At 70.5% G+C, this 15479-nt stretch carries 17 protein-coding genes; 5 read left to right on the forward strand and 12 right to left on the reverse strand.

Annotated elements, in window-relative coordinates:
- Window positions 1-4: 4 nt before the first annotated feature.
- Entirely contained in the window at window positions 5-1936 is a 1932-nt protein-coding gene (locus tag ABZ260_RS30090) for a Xaa-Pro dipeptidyl-peptidase (protein ID WP_355624590.1), read from the reverse strand.
- A gap of 211 nt (window positions 1937-2147) precedes the next feature.
- Entirely contained in the window at window positions 2148-2627 is a 480-nt protein-coding gene (locus ABZ260_RS30095; RefSeq protein ID WP_355624592.1) for a MarR family transcriptional regulator, read from the reverse strand.
- Window positions 2628-2897: 270 nt separating this feature from the next.
- On the opposite strand from ABZ260_RS30095, the gene ABZ260_RS30100 reads away from it, so the two are divergent.
- Window positions 2898-4040: a P-loop NTPase gene (locus ABZ260_RS30100; RefSeq protein ID WP_355624594.1), complete on the forward strand. Its 1143-nt coding sequence runs from the start codon at window positions 2898-2900 to the stop codon at window positions 4038-4040.
- A 75-nt stretch (window positions 4041-4115) separates the two neighbouring features.
- On the opposite strand, the gene ABZ260_RS30105 is transcribed toward ABZ260_RS30100, so the two are convergent.
- From ABZ260_RS30105 to sigE, 5 genes are all read right to left on the reverse strand, one after another.
- Window positions 4116-4472, reverse strand: a complete 357-nt coding sequence (locus ABZ260_RS30105) for a sec-independent translocase (protein WP_355624596.1) — start codon at window positions 4470-4472, stop codon at window positions 4116-4118.
- Between the two features lie 105 nt (window positions 4473-4577).
- A complete protein-coding gene (locus ABZ260_RS30110) occupies window positions 4578-6200 on the reverse strand; it encodes a trypsin-like peptidase domain-containing protein (RefSeq protein ID WP_355624598.1) in 1623 nt (540 codons plus the stop codon).
- Window positions 6201-6295: 95 nt separating this feature from the next.
- Window positions 6296-7294, reverse strand: a complete 999-nt coding sequence (locus ABZ260_RS30115; protein WP_355624614.1) for a sigma-E factor regulatory protein RseB domain-containing protein — start codon at window positions 7292-7294, stop codon at window positions 6296-6298.
- Window positions 7295-7329: 35 nt separating this feature from the next.
- On the reverse strand, window positions 7330-7860 hold the full coding sequence (locus ABZ260_RS30120; protein WP_355624599.1) for an anti-sigma factor: 531 nt from the start codon (window positions 7858-7860) through the stop codon (window positions 7330-7332).
- A 52-nt stretch (window positions 7861-7912) separates the two neighbouring features.
- Window positions 7913-8545, reverse strand: coding sequence for an RNA polymerase sigma factor SigE (sigE, locus tag ABZ260_RS30125; RefSeq protein ID WP_355624601.1), 633 nt, complete (start codon window positions 8543-8545; stop codon window positions 7913-7915).
- A 171-nt stretch (window positions 8546-8716) separates the two neighbouring features.
- Here sigE and ABZ260_RS30130 point away from each other — a divergent pair, with 171 nt between their 5' ends.
- Window positions 8717-9367: an O-methyltransferase gene (locus tag ABZ260_RS30130; RefSeq protein WP_350921793.1), complete on the forward strand. Its 651-nt coding sequence runs from the start codon at window positions 8717-8719 to the stop codon at window positions 9365-9367.
- Window positions 9368-9421: 54 nt separating this feature from the next.
- Here ABZ260_RS30130 and ABZ260_RS30135 read toward each other — a convergent pair whose 3' ends face one another.
- Window positions 9422-10876: a leucyl aminopeptidase gene (locus ABZ260_RS30135; protein ID WP_355624604.1), complete on the reverse strand. Its 1455-nt coding sequence runs from the start codon at window positions 10874-10876 to the stop codon at window positions 9422-9424.
- A 193-nt stretch (window positions 10877-11069) separates the two neighbouring features.
- Window positions 11070-11237: a DUF3117 domain-containing protein gene (locus ABZ260_RS30140; RefSeq protein ID WP_084195322.1), complete on the reverse strand. Its 168-nt coding sequence runs from the start codon at window positions 11235-11237 to the stop codon at window positions 11070-11072.
- A gap of 189 nt (window positions 11238-11426) precedes the next feature.
- Here ABZ260_RS30140 and ABZ260_RS30145 point away from each other — a divergent pair, with 189 nt between their 5' ends.
- On the forward strand, window positions 11427-12209 hold the full coding sequence (locus ABZ260_RS30145; protein WP_355624606.1) for a PaaX family transcriptional regulator C-terminal domain-containing protein: 783 nt from the start codon (window positions 11427-11429) through the stop codon (window positions 12207-12209).
- A 33-nt stretch (window positions 12210-12242) separates the two neighbouring features.
- Window positions 12243-13025, forward strand: coding sequence for an enoyl-CoA hydratase-related protein (locus ABZ260_RS30150; protein ID WP_355624608.1), 783 nt, complete (start codon window positions 12243-12245; stop codon window positions 13023-13025).
- A gap of 112 nt (window positions 13026-13137) precedes the next feature.
- Here the strand turns inward: ABZ260_RS30150 and ABZ260_RS30155 are convergent, their stop codons facing one another.
- Window positions 13138-13677, reverse strand: coding sequence for a DNA-3-methyladenine glycosylase I (locus tag ABZ260_RS30155; RefSeq protein WP_355624616.1), 540 nt, complete (start codon window positions 13675-13677; stop codon window positions 13138-13140).
- A gap of 35 nt (window positions 13678-13712) precedes the next feature.
- Complete coding sequence (locus ABZ260_RS30160) at window positions 13713-14492, reverse strand: hypothetical protein (RefSeq protein ID WP_355624610.1); 780 nt, start codon at window positions 14490-14492, stop codon at window positions 13713-13715.
- A gap of 41 nt (window positions 14493-14533) precedes the next feature.
- Here ABZ260_RS30160 and ABZ260_RS30165 point away from each other — a divergent pair, with 41 nt between their 5' ends.
- Window positions 14534-14962 (forward strand): hypothetical protein, encoded by a 429-nt coding sequence (locus ABZ260_RS30165; protein ID WP_355624612.1) that lies wholly within the window; start codon window positions 14534-14536, stop codon window positions 14960-14962.
- Here the strand turns inward: ABZ260_RS30165 and ABZ260_RS30170 are convergent.
- Entirely contained in the window at window positions 14939-15457 is a 519-nt protein-coding gene (locus tag ABZ260_RS30170) for a TIGR00730 family Rossman fold protein (RefSeq protein ID WP_355624619.1), read from the reverse strand. The two genes, ABZ260_RS30165 and ABZ260_RS30170, sit on opposite strands and share 24 nt — an antisense overlap.
- Between the last annotated feature and the right edge of the window lie 22 nt (window positions 15458-15479).

The raw sequence follows: 15479 nt of genomic DNA on the forward strand, positions 1-15479 counted from the left end.
GCGATCATGGCGACCTTGTCGGCCCCGTACTTTTCCGCACCGGCAGGTCCAGTCGCGCCGGGCCCTGCCACCTGGCCGTGTCCTTCGGCACGTCGGCGCTGCCGAGGGTGCTGATCGCCAGCGGGATCACGACCTTGCTCCCCGCCAGGTCGACGGTGACGTTCGCGCCGGTGGCCCGCTCGGCGCTGTAGGTCGAGTCGGTGCCGGCGATCACGAGGGCCAGCCTGTGTCCCTTCTTGAAGACGTACTCCTGCGGCAGCGTCTCCCAGTTGACCTTGCCGTACGTGCCCGGGGGCAGTGGCGAGGGCTCGCTGAGCGAGTCGCGGTTCTGCACGTCGATCCAGCCACGGGCGACGATCTCCAGGGGCCGGGTGGCCCGGTTGGTGACGACCTGCCGGTAACAGGCGTCGTCGGAGGCCGTGCTCTCGCCGTGGCAACTCTCCTCGGCGACCGTGGTGATGCCCTGGCCCCGCCGCCAGTCGACCCGGGTGTCCTCGCCGAAGTCGACGAGGAGCGCGGTCAGGTTCGAGGTGGGCCTGTCGAGCGCGACGCGCAGATCCACCACGGGCGTGCCGGACAGCCGCAGGTCCAGCGGCAGCTCGCCGGTGGTGAAGGCCACCCGGCCCGGCTTGACGGTGCCGACGTCGGCCACCATCGCGTCCTCGGACTGGCGGATGTCGGTGAACGTAGCGGTCTGCCCCTTCCTGGCCGGTACGAGGCCGAACGAGCCGTCGGCCGCGGGGCGGAAGGGGACCTTCAGGGAGAGCGGGGCGGGCCAGTCGCGCTGGGTGATCCAGCGGTCGAGGCTGGTCTGCACGTCGGCGCGGGGCTCTCGCATGATGCCGTTCTGTACGCCGAGCAGCCAGTAGTCGAACCAGCGGTGCAGCGTGTCGACCCAGAGGTCACGACGGCCCTCGAAGTCGAAGGGGTCGACGTGCTGGTACTGCCCGACCCAGATCTTGCGGGGCACGTTCCTGCCGGCCAGCGCCTGCCACCACTTGGAGAAGTTGTCGGGCCTGACGTTGAGGTCGTTGACCGTGTGCACGGCGAAGACGCTGGCGCGCACCTTGGAGACGTCGGCCATCGAGCCCGCGATGTAGTCGCGCTCGGCCCAGAAGCCGTTGTAGTCGCCGGTGTCGTCGCCGTCCTCGGCGTCCAGCCGCGCCCGCACCGCGGCGCACTTGGCCTCGGGGTCGGTGTCGACGTAGTTCCCCAGCCACGACATGTAGTCGTAGTTGTAGATCACCCCGTTGGAGCGCTGGTATTTGTACCAGGAGCTGATCGCCGAGATCGGGACGATGGTCTCCAGCCCCTGCACGCCGGTCGCCGCCACGGCGTTGGCCAGCGTGCCGTCGTACGACTTGCCGATCATCGCGGCCTTGCCGGTGGTCCAGTCCGCGACCGCGGGCGTGCCGTCGGGGCGGTAGGCGGTGGCGCGGCCGTTCAGCCAGTCGATCACGGCCTTGCCGCCCAGCACGTCGGCCTGCCCGCCGACGTCGGGACAGCCGTCGGACCTGGTGGTGCCGATCATGTCGACATTGAGGACGGCGTAACCGCGCGGTACGAAGTAGTTGTCGTAGAACAGCGGGAATTTCACTACGTTCCCGGCGGCGTCATAGACCTTCCGCTCGGCCTCGTTACCCCGGCCGGAGTTGTCGTAGTACGGACTCTCATCGATGATCACCGGCACCTTGAGCCCGGGACCCGATTCCTTCGGCCTGATGATGTCGACACGGACCCGGTCCGGCCTCCCATCGGAGTCGCTGTCGACACCCGACTCGACGTAGACGTGCTCGCGGACGGCGTCGGCGTAGGAGAAGACCGGTTGGGACCGTCCCCGCTCGACGGTGAGGGATGGCTGGGTGGCCGCGTGGGCTGGGGTGACGCCCGCCGCGAGAACCGCGAGGACGATAAGGGCTGCCCGTAACTTCGGCAAGCGGAGCCTCCAGAACAACTAGGGAAACATCCGCAATATCAATCTTTGTCCGTATAGTCCGCAAGATCCTTTATGTGTTCGACATCACCCTGGGGCTGGTATGTGACATGACGCTCGACAGCCCTGTCCGGCCACCGGTCAGGACGGCCCGGCGCGAGCCCGGGCGAGCGGGAGCAGGGGTACGGCCGCGGCGGCTACCCGCCGCGGGGCCTCAGCAGGGTTCGGTGCCGGAGGCGGGCAGGAGCTTGTTCAGCATGTCCGCGCACTGACGCAGCTCGTCGGCGTCGAGCATGTCCAGGAACTGGGCGCGGACACCGCGCAGGTAGGTGGGGCCGGCCTCGGCCAGCCGCGCCGCGCCCGCGTCGGTGAGCACCGCGAACAGGCCGCGCGCGTCACTGGTGCACGCCTCGCGCTCGACCAGGCCGTCACGCTGGAGGCGGTCGACGAGCCGGGTCAGGCCGCTGCGCGAGAGCAGCACCCGGTCCGCCAGGTCGTTCATCCTCAGCCGCCGCTCGGGCGCCTCGAAGAGTTGCAGGAGGACTTCGTAGGAGGCCAGGGGAAGATCGTGCTCGATCAGCAGGTCGGCCTCCAGCACCCGGGCGATGCGGACCTGGGCTCGTTGGAGCATGCGCCAGAGCGTCAGCTCCTCCGAGCTGAAGCTCTCCATGGACTCGCCCGCCGTGAGGGTCACACAGTAACCTTAGAACGTTGCACGCGCATCTACACAGCGAATTGTCCGAATCCGGCGACCAGAGCCGGGGCCGGAATTCCTGCCGACGTTCCGGGGTTCATACCATTGGACTTCCGACGCCGACCGTTCCCTGACGGGATCGGGCCTCTCGCCAAGCCATACGAGCGCCACGACGGGCAGTTCCTGCCCTTGAGACGCCTCATCGATAACAGACAAGGAGGGACGGCATCCTCCGTCGCCCCAGTGTGACGCCGCGTTGCCGACACTTCGATGGCACCTACCCCGGAACTGGTGATGGCCGCCCTCGCGACCGTCAACGACCCTGAGATCCGTCGGCCGATCACCGAGCTCGAAATGGTCAAGAGCGTCGACATCTCCCCCGAGGGGGCGGTACGTGTCGCGATCTTCCTCACGGTGTCCGGCTGTCCCATGAAGGACACCATCACCCGAGACGTCACCGCCGCGGTCTCCAGGATCGACGGAGTGGCCGGCGTCTCCGTCGAGATGGACGTCATGAGCCCCGAGCAGCGCAAGGCGCTGCAGACCAAGCTGCGCGGCAACAAGGGTCCCGAGAAGGAGATCCCCTTCGCCCAGCCCGGCTCGCTGACCCGTGTCTTCGCCGTCGCCTCCGGCAAGGGCGGTGTCGGCAAGTCGTCGGTCACCGTCAACCTGGCCGCCGCGATGGCCGCGAGCGGTCTCAAGGTCGGCGTCGTCGACGCCGACATCTACGGCCACAGCATCCCTCGCATGCTCGGCACCTCCGAACGTCCCACCAAGGTCGAGGACATGATCATGCCGCCGGTGGCGCATGACATCAAGGTCATCTCGGTCGGCATGTTCAAGCCGGAGGGCAACACCCCCGTCGTGTGGCGCGGTCCCATGCTCGACCGGGCCCTGCACCAGTTCCTCGCCGACGTCTACTGGGGCGACCTGGACGTGCTGCTGATGGACCTGCCCCCGGGCACCGGTGACATCGCGATCTCCGTGGCGCAGCGGATGCCCTCTGCGGAGCTCCTGGTGGTGACCACCCCGCAGCAGGCCGCCGCCGAGGTCGCCGAGCGGGCGGGATCGATCGCCGTCCAGACCCATCAGCAGATCGCCGGCGTCATCGAGAACATGTCATGGCTGCCCTGCCCGCACTGCGACGAGCGGGTCTCGGTCTTCGGCGAGGGCGGTGGCCAGACCGTGGCCGACGCGCTCACCCGCACCCTCGGCGCCCGCGTGCCGCTCCTCGGCCAGGTGCCGATCGACATGCGCCTGCGCGAGGGCGGCGACGAGGGCAAGCCGCTCGTGCTGACCGACCCGGACGCCGCGGCCGCGGCCGAGCTGATCCGCATCGCCGGTTCCCTCAGCAAGAAGTCGACCAGCCTCAAGGGCCTCCAGCTCGGTATCTCGCCCACCCGGCGCGGCTGACGACACCCGCTCCGACACGACGACGGCGGCGCCCCCTGTAGGAGGGGGCGCCGCCGTCGGCCGTTCGGGAGGGACTCAGGTCGCCTCGGAGTCGTACGGAGGGATCTCGCCGTAGCCCAGCTCGCCGCCCGCCGGGTAGGCGGGGGCGGGTTCGGCGGTGGCGGTGGCCGGGGTGGACTTCCAGTCGTCCTCAAGGTCCGCGGTGAGGTGCTTGCGGACGAAGTTCTTCGGGTTCAGGTCGGCCGGGTCGAAGTCGGCGAACTCCGGCCCCAGCCCGGTCCGCAGGTCGTCTCTCGCGTTGTTGGCCATCCGGCGCAGGTTGCGCAACGTCTTGCCCGCCTGGGCAGCGGCCTGGGGCAGTTTCTCCGGGCCGAAGACGAGGAGGGCGATGACCACCAGCGCCACGATCTCAGGCCAGCCGAGTCCGAACACGGTGATCTCCTACCGAAAGAATGCCATGGGCACCTCTCCGGCTACGCACCGGAGAGGTTCCAGACTAATACCGCCAAGGGTAAGCACGCGCCCCTGCCAGGCGGCTCAGGAAGGCTCGGGTGCGGGCTGGTCCGGCGCGGTGCCGACGGTCACGGTCGCGGTGTTCTCCTGGCCGCCGCGCTGGTACTTGACCGAGAGTTTCTCACCGGGAGCCCTGTTGCGGACCAGCGCGATCAGCTCGTTGCCGTCCTGCAGCACGATGCCGTCGACCTCCAGGATGACGTCGCCCGGCTTGAGGCCCGCCTGGGCGGCGGGGCCGTTCGGCTCGATCGGCTGGGAACCCTGCCTGGCCTCGGTCGCGATACGCACCCCGACACCCTGGTAGGTCGGGTCGATGGCGACACCGATCCGCGACTTCTTGGCCTTGCCCGTGGTGATCAGCTCCTGGGCGACGCGGCGGGCGTGGTTCACCGGGATGGCGAAACCGAGGCCGATGCTGCCGCTCTGGCCGCCGACCGACCTGCCGAGAGTGGCGATCGCCGAGTTGACGCCGATCACCTCGCCGTTGCCGTTGACCAGCGGCCCCCCGGAGTTGCCCGGGTTGATGGCCGCGTCGGTCTGGACCGCGCTGAGCCAGGTGGTCTCGGAGTTGTTCTCCTCACCCGCCTGAACGGGACGATTGAGCGAGCTGACGATGCCGGAGGTGACGGTGCCGGTCAGGCCCAGCGGGGAGCCGATGGCGATGACCGGGTCGCCCACGACCACGTTGTCGGAGTTGCCGAGGGTGATCTCCGGGGCGCCGAAGGTCTCCGCCGGCTTGACCACTGCCAGGTCGGACTCGGGATCGCGGCCGACGACGACGGCGGAGGTGGACTTGCGGTTGTTGAACTGGATCTGGATCCGGCCGCTGGGGTCGGCGCCGGCGACCACGTGGTTGTTGGTCACCACGTAGCCGCCCTTGATCAGGAAGCCGGAACCGGTGTTGGAACTCGCCCCGCCCTCGACCGCCAGCGAGACCACGCTGGGCAGCACCTTCGAGGCCACACCCGCCACCGAATCCGGGGGACGGGCGTTGGAACCGGTCGGCGCGTTCCCCAGGCTGTAGGAGGGGTCGCGCCCCGAGCCGGTCGGCTTGGTGAGGAGATAGGTGCCGACGCTGCCGAGCAGCGAGGCGAGCAACGCGATCACCACGGCGAGGACGACCAGCGTGGCCGTACGCGGCCCACGCTGAATCGCCGCGGGCGCCGGGCCGCCGAAGCTCCCTGGCAGCCCCGGGCTGCCGGGAGGCGGCGCCCAGCCGGGACCCATGCCGAACGCCTGGGTGGGCGGCGGGGGCGGAGCCGGGTGGGCGGCGAAGACCGCCGTGTCGTACCTGAGCCGGCCGGAGGGGTCGCCCCAGCTCTCCGGCGCGTGGCCCTGTCCCTGGACGCCCTCGCCCGCCGACGCCTCCCCGTCGTCGTGACGGAGCAACTCGGGTTGCCCCTGCGGCCCATCCCACCGGCCGCGGCCTGGCGGGGCGCCCAACTGGCTCCAGCCGTCGTCTCCCGGCTGCTCGACCTGGGACGGCGCGCCCTCTCCGGCGGGCAGGAACTCGGGGCGCGAGAACTCGGGGCCGGAGGAGTCGGCGTGGCGGGACTCCGGAGCGCCGTGACCACCGTCGGTGAAGTCCGACGGCGTACGCCCCGCAGCATCCTGCGCCCCGTGGCCGGTACGGGCCTCGTCGGTCATCGAATACTCACTACTCCTTGCCTCGCAGATGCCCACTCACCGGGTCAACCCGGCAATCTTCCCCCGAGCGGCATACGAGATGTGTAAAACACACGTCATCCGAAGGGATTGACCCACGAGAGCAGGCGACTCGCACCTCGGCCGAGCCTCGTCCAGAGATCCGGAACATGCTCGTGCGGTAGGGCCGCGACAGCCGCGTCGACCATGTCGGCCGGCGCGTCCGCGAAGACTGTATAGACATGCCCCCCACTCGCCCAGATCATCTCCTGCCCAACCGGGCCTCGAATCCAGATCGTATGCCCGCTGCGCCGCTCCGCATGCCAACCCTGGAGATGATCCTCATCAAGCACTCCGGGTTGCACAAAAACTGACACAACCGACAACCCATCCGAATACCCCAAATACAAGTATCCAGCGGGGGCGCTTCGCACGGCGAACAGCTCCAGGCGGCCCGGCAGGGCGCGGGGGATACGCCAGCCCGCGGCCAGCAGGCGGGGCATCTCCACGAGATCGAGGCCCCCGGCGGCCAGCGGCACCGTGGGCACCACCCCCTTGGTCACCGGGGCGAGGGTCAGATCGACGAAGGCTCCGACGCTGACGACCCGGCCCCTCGCGTCCATGAGTTCGCGGCGCAGCACCGGCCCGGCGGCCTTGTCGATCCAGTAGCGGGCGGCGACCGTGCCGTCCGCGCGCAGGACGTTCACGAGGCGGGCGGGGCGCCCGCAGGCGTGCCCCTCTCCGGCGGCCACGACCCGGTAGTTCCGGGCCAGCACCTCGAGCATCGCTTCCGAGGGGCTGGACATGCCCCCGGCGGGGGTGCCCGGATCGGCGCTCTGCACGGAGCCCGAGGGCTCGGTACGCACCGTCATCCCCGTCCCGGGGACGTTGCGCACCTCCAGCACCGCGGAGGTGGAGCCTGAGGCGCCCCAGACCGTGACGTACTGGGTGCCTGAGTATCCGCGGGCCCGGCCCGCGACCGCCGCCTCACGGAGCAGGTGCAGGCCGGTGTCCTCGTTCTCCGCCTCGTCCGGCGGTATGGCGTGCGAGGTCCTGACCGCGTGTGCCGTACCGCCCGTCACCAGCCCCAGCAACATGACAGCCACCAGGATGATCGTGGCGGGCAGCCGGATCACGGAGTGGGCGAGAAGGTGGGCGTCGCCGATCCGCCGTAGGGTGCCGTGTTCCTGTGCTGGTTGGCGAACATGTCGACCGGCGGTACGACACGCGGGTTGGGGTCGGCTCCGCCTACCACGAACAGTGTGCCGATCGCCACGGCCGCCGAGGCGACACCCACCGCGACGTAACCCGCTCTCCGGGTGCGGCGAGGTCCTTGGGCCCGGCCCCTGGGGCGGTTGTCGGGGGGAGCGACGCTGTACATGCTCGGAATGGGTGCTCCGCCGAAGGTGCGCGAGGCCGGAAAGGGGCGCTCACGCGGGGGCAACGGGCCGCCGGGCTCCGCCATCCGCAGCAGGGACATCGTCAGGTCGGCCGGCATCGCGGGCCCGTCGAGGGACCGCAACCGGCTCTTCAGCGCTCGCACGGCGTCGACCTCGGCCCGGCAGTCGGCGCAGAAGGCCAGATGCGACAGGGCCCGGTCACGCTCGTGGTGATTCAGCTCACCGTCTACCAGTGCGGAAACACGCTCTCCTAGATGACTCATGCGCACTCCTTGCCAAGTGGCTCGTCGTGACATTCGTCATGACTGTGATTTCTCATGCGAATTCCTCCCCGTGAGTAACGCTCGGGGGGAATGGATCGTTCCGCGGCGCGCGATGCTCGAGCGCCTCACGCAACTGCGCCCGCCCACGGTGGATCCGGCTCCGAACCGTGCCGAGCTTCACACCCAGCGTCGCCGCGATCTCCTCGTAGGACAACCCCTCGATGTCACACAGAACGACGGCCGCGCGGAACTCGGGCGCGAGGGCGTCGAGTGCCGCCTGGATGTCGGGCTCCAGATGGGTGTCGTCGTACACCTGTGCGGGAGAAGGCTCGCGCCCGCGCAGCCGCTCGGCGGCGTCGTCGGCGAGCCCCTCGAACCTGATGCGCTGCTTGCGCCGCGCCATGTCGAGGAACAGGTTGGTGGTGATGCGGTGCAGCCAGCCCTCGAAAGTGCCTGGCGTGTAGTTCGACAACGACCTGAAGACCCGGACGAAGACCTCCTGTGTGAGATCTTCCGCATCGTGCACGTTGCCGGTCAGCCGATAGGCCAGCCGATACACTCGCGCCGAGTGCGTCCGGACCACCTCCTCCCAGGTAGGAGGCGTCCAATCAGACACGGGAGCTTCTGCCTGGTGGTCAGGCTCGTCCACCAGCACTCCTCTCTCCGGGACCACCGCTATCGCCATAGTGCCTGGTTTCGTCCCTTCGTGCGCACTGACTACCTTCAGGACCGGCAAAGGCCGCTTAAACCGTGCAACGCACCGGGGACGACATGAGTTCCCGATCGGGCCTGCCTCCCTTAGGCTGCGACCCAGCGCCTATATGACTGTGTACGGAGAAAGCGGGAGGAGAGGCCGATGGCAGAGACGCCGACAAGTCCGTTGGAGGCCACTCTGGCCTATGCCGATGAGTTCCACAGGGAGGACGACATCCTGCTGGCCGCGCGCATGCGCGGCGCAGAGGTGGGAGCGCCCCCGATCCTGCCCGGCGGCGGCGCCGCTCTCTGCTTCCTCGCCACCGCCATCAACGCCCGTGCCGTCGTGGAGATCGGCACCGGCTGCGGGGTGTCAGGCCTGTGGCTGCTCCGCGGCATGCGCCAGGACGGCACGCTCACCAGCGTGGACGTGGAACCGGAGCACCAGCGACTGGCCAGGCAGAGCTTCGCCCAGGCCGGATTCTCCGGGGGCCGGACCCGTCTGATCACCGGCCGCGCCCTCGACGTGCTCCCCCGGCTGTCCGACGGCGGCTACGACCTGGTCTTCTGCGACGGCGCCATGCACGAGTACGCCGACTACCTGGCCGAGTCCGTCCGGCTGCTCCGGGTCGGCGGCATCGTCGTCTTCGACAACGCCCTCTGGGGCAACCGGGTGGCCGACCCCGTGCAGCGGGACCCCGACACGGTCTCCATCAGGGAGCTCGGCAAGCTCGTCCGCTCCGACGAGCGGCTCCGCCCGCTGATGATGCCTCTCGGAGACGGCATCCTGGCGGCCGTCAAGCTCTCCGACTGACGGCGGTCACCCGACCGGAGGCGGGACGGTGTCACCGTCCCGCCCGCCGCGCGATCACCGCTCCTGGAGCCCCGCCAGCCATTCGAGCAGCAGGCGCACGCCGTATCCGGTGGCTCCCTTGCTGAACAGGCCCTCGTCCGCGCCGCTACGGCCGACGCCGGCGATGTCCAGGTGTGCCCAGGGCCGCCCGCCGGTGAACTCGCGCAGGAACAGCGCCGCGGTGACGGAACCCGCGCCGTAGGTCGATCCGGCCTCGATGTTGGTCAGGTCGGCCACCGACGAGTCGAGCGCGGGAAGGTAGTCCTCGATCAGCGGCATCCGCCAGAGCCGCTCCCCACTGACCTCCCCCGCCTCGACCAGCGCGCCTGCCAGCGCGTCCTCGGAGGCGAAGACCGCGCCGAGACTCTTGCTCAGGGCCACGCTGATCGCCCCGGTCAGCGTGGCGATGTCCACCATGACGTCCGGGTCCAGCTCCGCGTCGGCGTAGGCCAGCGCGTCGGCCAGCACCAGGCGGCCCTCGGCGTCGGTGTTGAGCACCTCCACGGTCCGGCCGCCGTACTGCGTGATCACGTCCGAGGGGCGCTGGGCCGTACCGGAGAAGGAGTTCTCGGCGGCGGCGATCAGGCCGGTGACCCGGATCGGCACGCCGAGCGAGGCCAGCGCGCCCAGGACCGCGATGACCACCGCTCCGCCGGCCATGTCGGTCTTCATGAACACCATGCCGGCGGTCGGCTTGAGCGACAGGCCGCCGGTGTCGTACGTGATGCCCTTGCCGACCAGGACCACGTGACGCGTCGCGCCCTCGGGCCGGTAGGAGAGCTGGATCAGCCGGGGCGGGTTCACCGACCCCTTCCCGACGGCGAGGATGCCGCCGAACCCGCCGGAGCGCAGCTCCCGCTCGTCCCACACCCGCGCGGCGACGCCCTGCTCGGCGGCGCGCTCGGCGAGCCAGGCCGGTGACTTCACCGAGGACGGGGTGTTGGTCAGGTCCCTGGCGAGCGCGACGGCCCCGGCGATCACCTCCGCGCCGGCGACCTCCGCCTCGACCCCGTCTCCGACGAACTCGAGCGTCGTCACGGGGGACTTCGCCTCGCCGACCCTGAAGGTGTACGTGGCCAGCAGCGCGCCCTCCACGAAGGCGGCCACCGGCCCGCCGGGCAGCACGATCCTGATGGCGTCCTTGCCCTTACCGCGCCGCGCCACCGCCGCGCCGGCCTTGCGCAGGGCCGTCGCCGAGCCGTCTCCGACTCCGTAGAGGAGCACCCGGCCCACGGCGTCGCCGTTCGCGACGGGAACCTCGACGATCTCACCCGCCTCGCCCTTGGCCTGGTAGTGGGCGAGCAACGCCGCCACGGGCACCGGCAGCTCGATCTCGGGTGCGAGATCCTCGGCGAAGGGAACGGCGAGCAACTCGGCGTCGCCGAAGGACTCGGTCTCGGCGTCCTCCCCGGCGGACAGCCCCTGGGCATAGGGCACGCGGGGCAGGAGCAGGTTGGGGGAGATGGGCATGGGTGACTCCAGTCGTCAGGCCCGGCAGCAGAGAAACGCCGGGGAGAACACCGCGGCCCTGGCGCGAGCCGCCGCAAGGCGGTCCGACGGCCAGGGCCGTGTTCATCGTCGGTCGCGCGGGCCATCGCAGGTGTCATGCTCCCCGAGCAAGCTCAAATAGGGCCCGGCTCCGCCACTCTGTCTTAGATCGGTACTAACCGACGATTTTCTTCAGTTCCTCACCAAGGGCGCTTGCCTCGTCCGCGGAGAGCTCAACGACGAGACGGCCGCCACCCTCCAGAGGAACCCGCATGACGATCCCCCTGCCTTCCTTGACGACCTCCAGCGGACCATCACCGGTCCTCGGCTTCATAGCCGCCATGCGTGTATCCCTTCCTGCTTCGGGCTCCGGATCTCCGACTGACCCGAGGGTGGCCGACGCATTCACGTCTTCTGTGATGTCCTATTATCCCGCCTCCGCACGGAGAATGGGAACGATCAGTCTCAGCGTCGGCTCATCCGGCGATCAAGACCGTTGTCCGAGACCCCCCGGACGGCCAAACTTGTCCTCGTGAACGCCCGCGCCGCGCTCTTCGATCTGTACGGGGACCACCTCAGATCCCGAGGCGGCCGCGCGTCCGTGGCCGCCCTCGTCCGCCTGCTCGCCCCGCTGGACATCGCCGCTCCGGCCGTGCGCACCGCCATCTCGCGGATGGTACGGCAAGGCTGGCTGGCGCCCGCCCGGCTGCCCGGAGGCCCCGGCTACGAGGTCACCCCCAAGTGCGTGCACCGTCTCGACGAGGCCGCGTTGAGAATTTACCGAGTTGGGACGATCACCTGGAACGGCCGGTGGCACGTCCTGGTGCTGGAGCCCGTGCGCGAGCGGTCCAGAAGGGAGCGCCTCCGGGCCGAGCTGTCCTTCATCGGGTACGCGCCCCTGTCCGAGACCGCCTGGATCGGCCCCCACCCCTCCCCCGAGCTGGAGACGATCCTCAGCGGCGAGGGCGTCGGCGCCGAGCGGTTCGACGCGGTGCTCGACGGCGACCCCGCGGCACTGGCCGCCAGGACATGGGACCTGGACGGCATCGGTGCCGCCTACCGGAGATGGCTGGCCCAGGCGACGGACCTGGTCGGCGAGCTGCCCGGCAACGCGAGCGACGCCCGGGTGTTCGCCGTCCGCAGCAGGCTGCTGCACGGCTGGCGCAACTTCCTGTTCCGCGACCCCGGGCTCCCAACCGAGCTCCTGCCGCGAGGCTGGCCAGGGGAGCAGGCCAGAATCTACTTCGAACACGAGGCCGGACGGCTGCTCCCAGCCGCCGCCGCCTTCGTCGACCGCCACCTCGGCGAGCCGTAGCACACGGAGCCGGGAAGCCTGAAGGAGCCCTTGTTGAACGACGTTCTCTACTCCGTCGATGACGCCGTCGCCACCATCGTCATCAACCGGCCGGAGGCGATGAACTCGCTGACCTCCCGGGCGAAGACCGCCCTGCTTGAGGCGGTGACCGCGGCGTCGCGGGAGCGCGCCGTGCGGGCGGTGCTGCTGACCGGGACGGGGCGGGCGTTCTGTGCCGGCCAGGACCTGAGCGAGCACGCCGCGAACCTGGAGGCCGGGCGGGGCCTGGACGACACGGTACGTACCCAGTACAACCCGATCGTCCGCACGATCACCGAGATGGACAAGCCGGTCGTCGCGGCGGTGAACGGCGTCGCCGCGGGCGCGGGCGCCGCGCTGGCCTTCGCCTGCGACCTGCGAATCGCCTCGGAGAAGGCCAGGTTCGCGATGGCCTTCTCCGGCATCGCCCTGGCCCCGGACTCGGGCGCCTCCTGGACCCTGCAGCGCCTGGTCGGCGCGGGCCGCGCGGCGGAGCTGCTACTGCTCGGCGAGCCCGTCGGCTCGGCCCGCGCGCTCGAACTCGGGATCGTCTCCCAGGTCGTCCCCGCCGACGAGCTGGACATCGCGGCCCGCGCACTGGCCGTACGGCTGGCACAGGGGCCCACGAGCGCCTACGCGGCCACCAAGCGCGCCCTGCGGTTCGCCTCGACCGGTTCGCTGGCCGAGGCCCTGGAGCTGGAAGCCGACCTCCAGGACGCCTGCGCCAGGACCGACGACCACCTGAACGCGACCCGCGCCTTCCTCGCCAAGGAGCGCCCGGTCTTCCAGGGCCGCTGACGTCCCTTGGCCGGTCTCGGGGGATTCCGCGAAACCGCCGCGTACGTGCGGGGACTTCCGGCGTCAGCGGGGCCGGCCGCGCGGAGCCCCCTCGCCCGCGAGGGGGAGGCCGTCAGGCCCGGCGTGCCCAGCAGTCGGCCAGGTGGTCGTTGACGAGGCCGATGGCCTGCATCAGCGCGTAGGCGGTGGTCGGGCCGACGAAACGGAAGCCGTGTGACTTGAGCTCCTTGGCCAGCGCCTTGGAACCGGGGGTCTGGGCGGGCAGGTCCGCCGAGGTCTTCGGAACCGGCGAGCCGGGGTCCGCGTGACTCCAGACGAGGTCGGACAGGCCGATGCCGAGCGCGGCCCTCGCGTTGGCGATCGTCGCCTCGATCTTGGCCCGGTTCCTGACGATGCCCGCGTCGCCGAGCAGGCGTTCGACGTCCTGCTCGCCGAAGGCGGCCACGGCCGGAATGGAGAACCCCTCGAAGGCGGCGCGGAAGTTCTCCCGCTTGCGCAGGATGGTGATCCAGGACAGGCCGGACTGGAACGCCTCCAGCGTGATCCGCTCGAACACCCGGTCGTCGCCGGTGACCGGGCGGCCCCACTCCTCGTCGTGGTAGGCGATGTAGTCGGGGGCCGCGCTCACCCACCCACAGCGCACGAGCTCCACGGGTGCCGCAGGCACGACGAGTCGCGAGGTCTCGGTCAACGGGACTCCTCCTTGTTGTCCTTCCCCGGCCGCTCACCGAGGTGGACGCCGACGGTACCGGAGGACGGCTCCGGCGAGGCCCCGGAAGGGGACGGGGAGTCCGGCACCTGGGACGGCTCGGACGGCGAGGAGACCCGCGACGCGCCGGGCGGCTTCTCCGCCACGGAAATCTCATCCGCCTCGGGGAGCCCATCGGCCCCCTCCGGCCCGTGCTCGCCCCGTGGAACGGCCGGTGACCCGCCGGAATCCCCTCCGTCCGGCACGGGGTCCAGCACAGGGTCCGGCACGGGGTCCACCACGGGCTCGGCCGCGTCGGGGAGCCGGTGCGGCGCCTCGCGCTCGGTGAGTGAAACGGCGGACGACCCGCCGGACCGCTCCTTGCCCGCTGCGGGCCTGCCATGGCCGGAGAGCTCGTACGGCGCCTCAAGCTCGCGCAGGGTGGCGGGCAGGCCGCCCTTGAGCTCGTGGCGGGCCTGGAGCCTGCCGGCGAGCAGCTCGGCCACCCGCTGCTCCAGCACGGCGATCCTGGTGTCGCGCTCGCTCAGGGCTCCGGCGACCCGGTTCAGCGCCTCGTCCACGCTCTGGGTGTGATAGCCGACGAGGCTCACCGGGAGCTGGAGCGCCATGAAGTCGACGGCACCGAGCTGGCCGCCCTTGGGCAGGTCCAGCGGAGGCACGTCGGGAGCGAACTCGCTCAGCTCACCCCCCCGCCCCATGGCGACCACCGTGACACTGGCGATGACGGCTACGGCAGCGAGGGCTAATACGACCAGCACATACGAATCGTGCCACAACTCCGCTGACCTAGGATCGGGTCGTGACTCCTCCGTTCCCTGAAGAGAGCAGCCTCCCGCCCGCTTCCGCAGGGGTGGGCGACGGCCGGGCTCCGGCCTCTCCGCGCGGGCGGACCGGGGCGGTCCCACCGGTCCCGCCGACGGCCCCCCTCGTGCTCGGCCCCGGCGATCCGGGCGAACCCGGCTGGGTCGAGGCCCACTCGATCGGGGAGGTCGAGGAGCTCGTCCGCGCCGGGCGCACCGTGGTCGTCACCCCCGCCAGGCTGGCCGCCGCCGCCGGAGACGAGCGGGACGCCGAGGCCGCGGAGCTCACCGCGGCCTCGATCTGTGCCTGGGCGGGTGCCCGCGTGTTCCGTACGGATCGCCGGGAGCAGGTGCGACTCGCGGTCGAGATGACCGACTCCCTCGCCGGGCGGCGTCCACCCGCGTTAACCCGCCGTGGCCTCGCCTAGTTCCTCGGCGCTCGGTTCCAGATGCCTGGTCGACTTCTCCAGCAGCCGGAACGCCTCGTCGACCGTGGCGGTCCAGGAGATGGCGTCGAAGACGTTCGGCCGGGTGAAGCCCGCCTCCTGCATGCCCTCGACCAGGTCCCGCAGCGGCCGGTAGATGCCCCACGGGTCGAGGACCACCAGGGGCTTGTCGTGCAGGCCCAGCGTGCGGGACGTCCAGATCTCGAACAGCTCCTCCAGCGTTCCGATGCCGCCCGGCAGCACCAGGAAGGCGTCGGAACGGGCGTCCATGACCCCCTTGCGCTCGCGCATGTCGCCAGTGATCACCAGCTCGTCGGCGAGCTCGTCCGCGAGCTCGATGTCCACCAGTGACTGGGGGATCACACCCACGGTGCGGGCGCCGCCCGCGCGGGCCGCTCGGGCGATCGCGCCCATGCAGGAGACCTTGGCCCCTCCACTCACCATGACGAACTCCTCCGCGGTCGTCGAGGCGGCCATCCTCTCCAGCGCGGCGGTCAGG

The sequence above is a fragment of the Streptosporangium sp. NPDC006013 genome, from assembly GCF_040614275.1.
Taxonomy (GTDB): domain Bacteria; phylum Actinomycetota; class Actinomycetes; order Streptosporangiales; family Streptosporangiaceae; genus Streptosporangium.

Coding starts and splice junctions, on each gene's coding strand:
- ABZ260_RS30110 (WP_355624598.1), bottom strand. CDS start 6,200: ATGACCGACGAGGCCCGTACCGGCCACGGGGCGCAGGATGCTGCGGGG.
- ABZ260_RS30100 (WP_355624594.1), top strand. CDS start 2,898: ATGGCACCTACCCCGGAACTGGTGATGGCCGCCCTCGCGACCGTCAAC.
- sigE (WP_355624601.1), bottom strand. CDS start 8,545: ATGGCGATAGCGGTGGTCCCGGAGAGAGGAGTGCTGGTGGACGAGCCT.
- ABZ260_RS30115 (WP_355624614.1), bottom strand. CDS start 7,294: ATGTTGCTGGGGCTGGTGACGGGCGGTACGGCACACGCGGTCAGGACC.
- ABZ260_RS30135 (WP_355624604.1), bottom strand. CDS start 10,876: ATGCCCATCTCCCCCAACCTGCTCCTGCCCCGCGTGCCCTATGCCCAG.
- ABZ260_RS30130 (WP_350921793.1), top strand. CDS start 8,717: ATGGCAGAGACGCCGACAAGTCCGTTGGAGGCCACTCTGGCCTATGCC.
- ABZ260_RS30140 (WP_084195322.1), bottom strand. CDS start 11,237: ATGGCGGCTATGAAGCCGAGGACCGGTGATGGTCCGCTGGAGGTCGTC.
- ABZ260_RS30120 (WP_355624599.1), bottom strand. CDS start 7,860: ATGAGTCATCTAGGAGAGCGTGTTTCCGCACTGGTAGACGGTGAGCTG.
- ABZ260_RS30170 (WP_355624619.1), bottom strand. CDS start 15,457: ATGGCCGCCTCGACGACCGCGGAGGAGTTCGTCATGGTGAGTGGAGGG.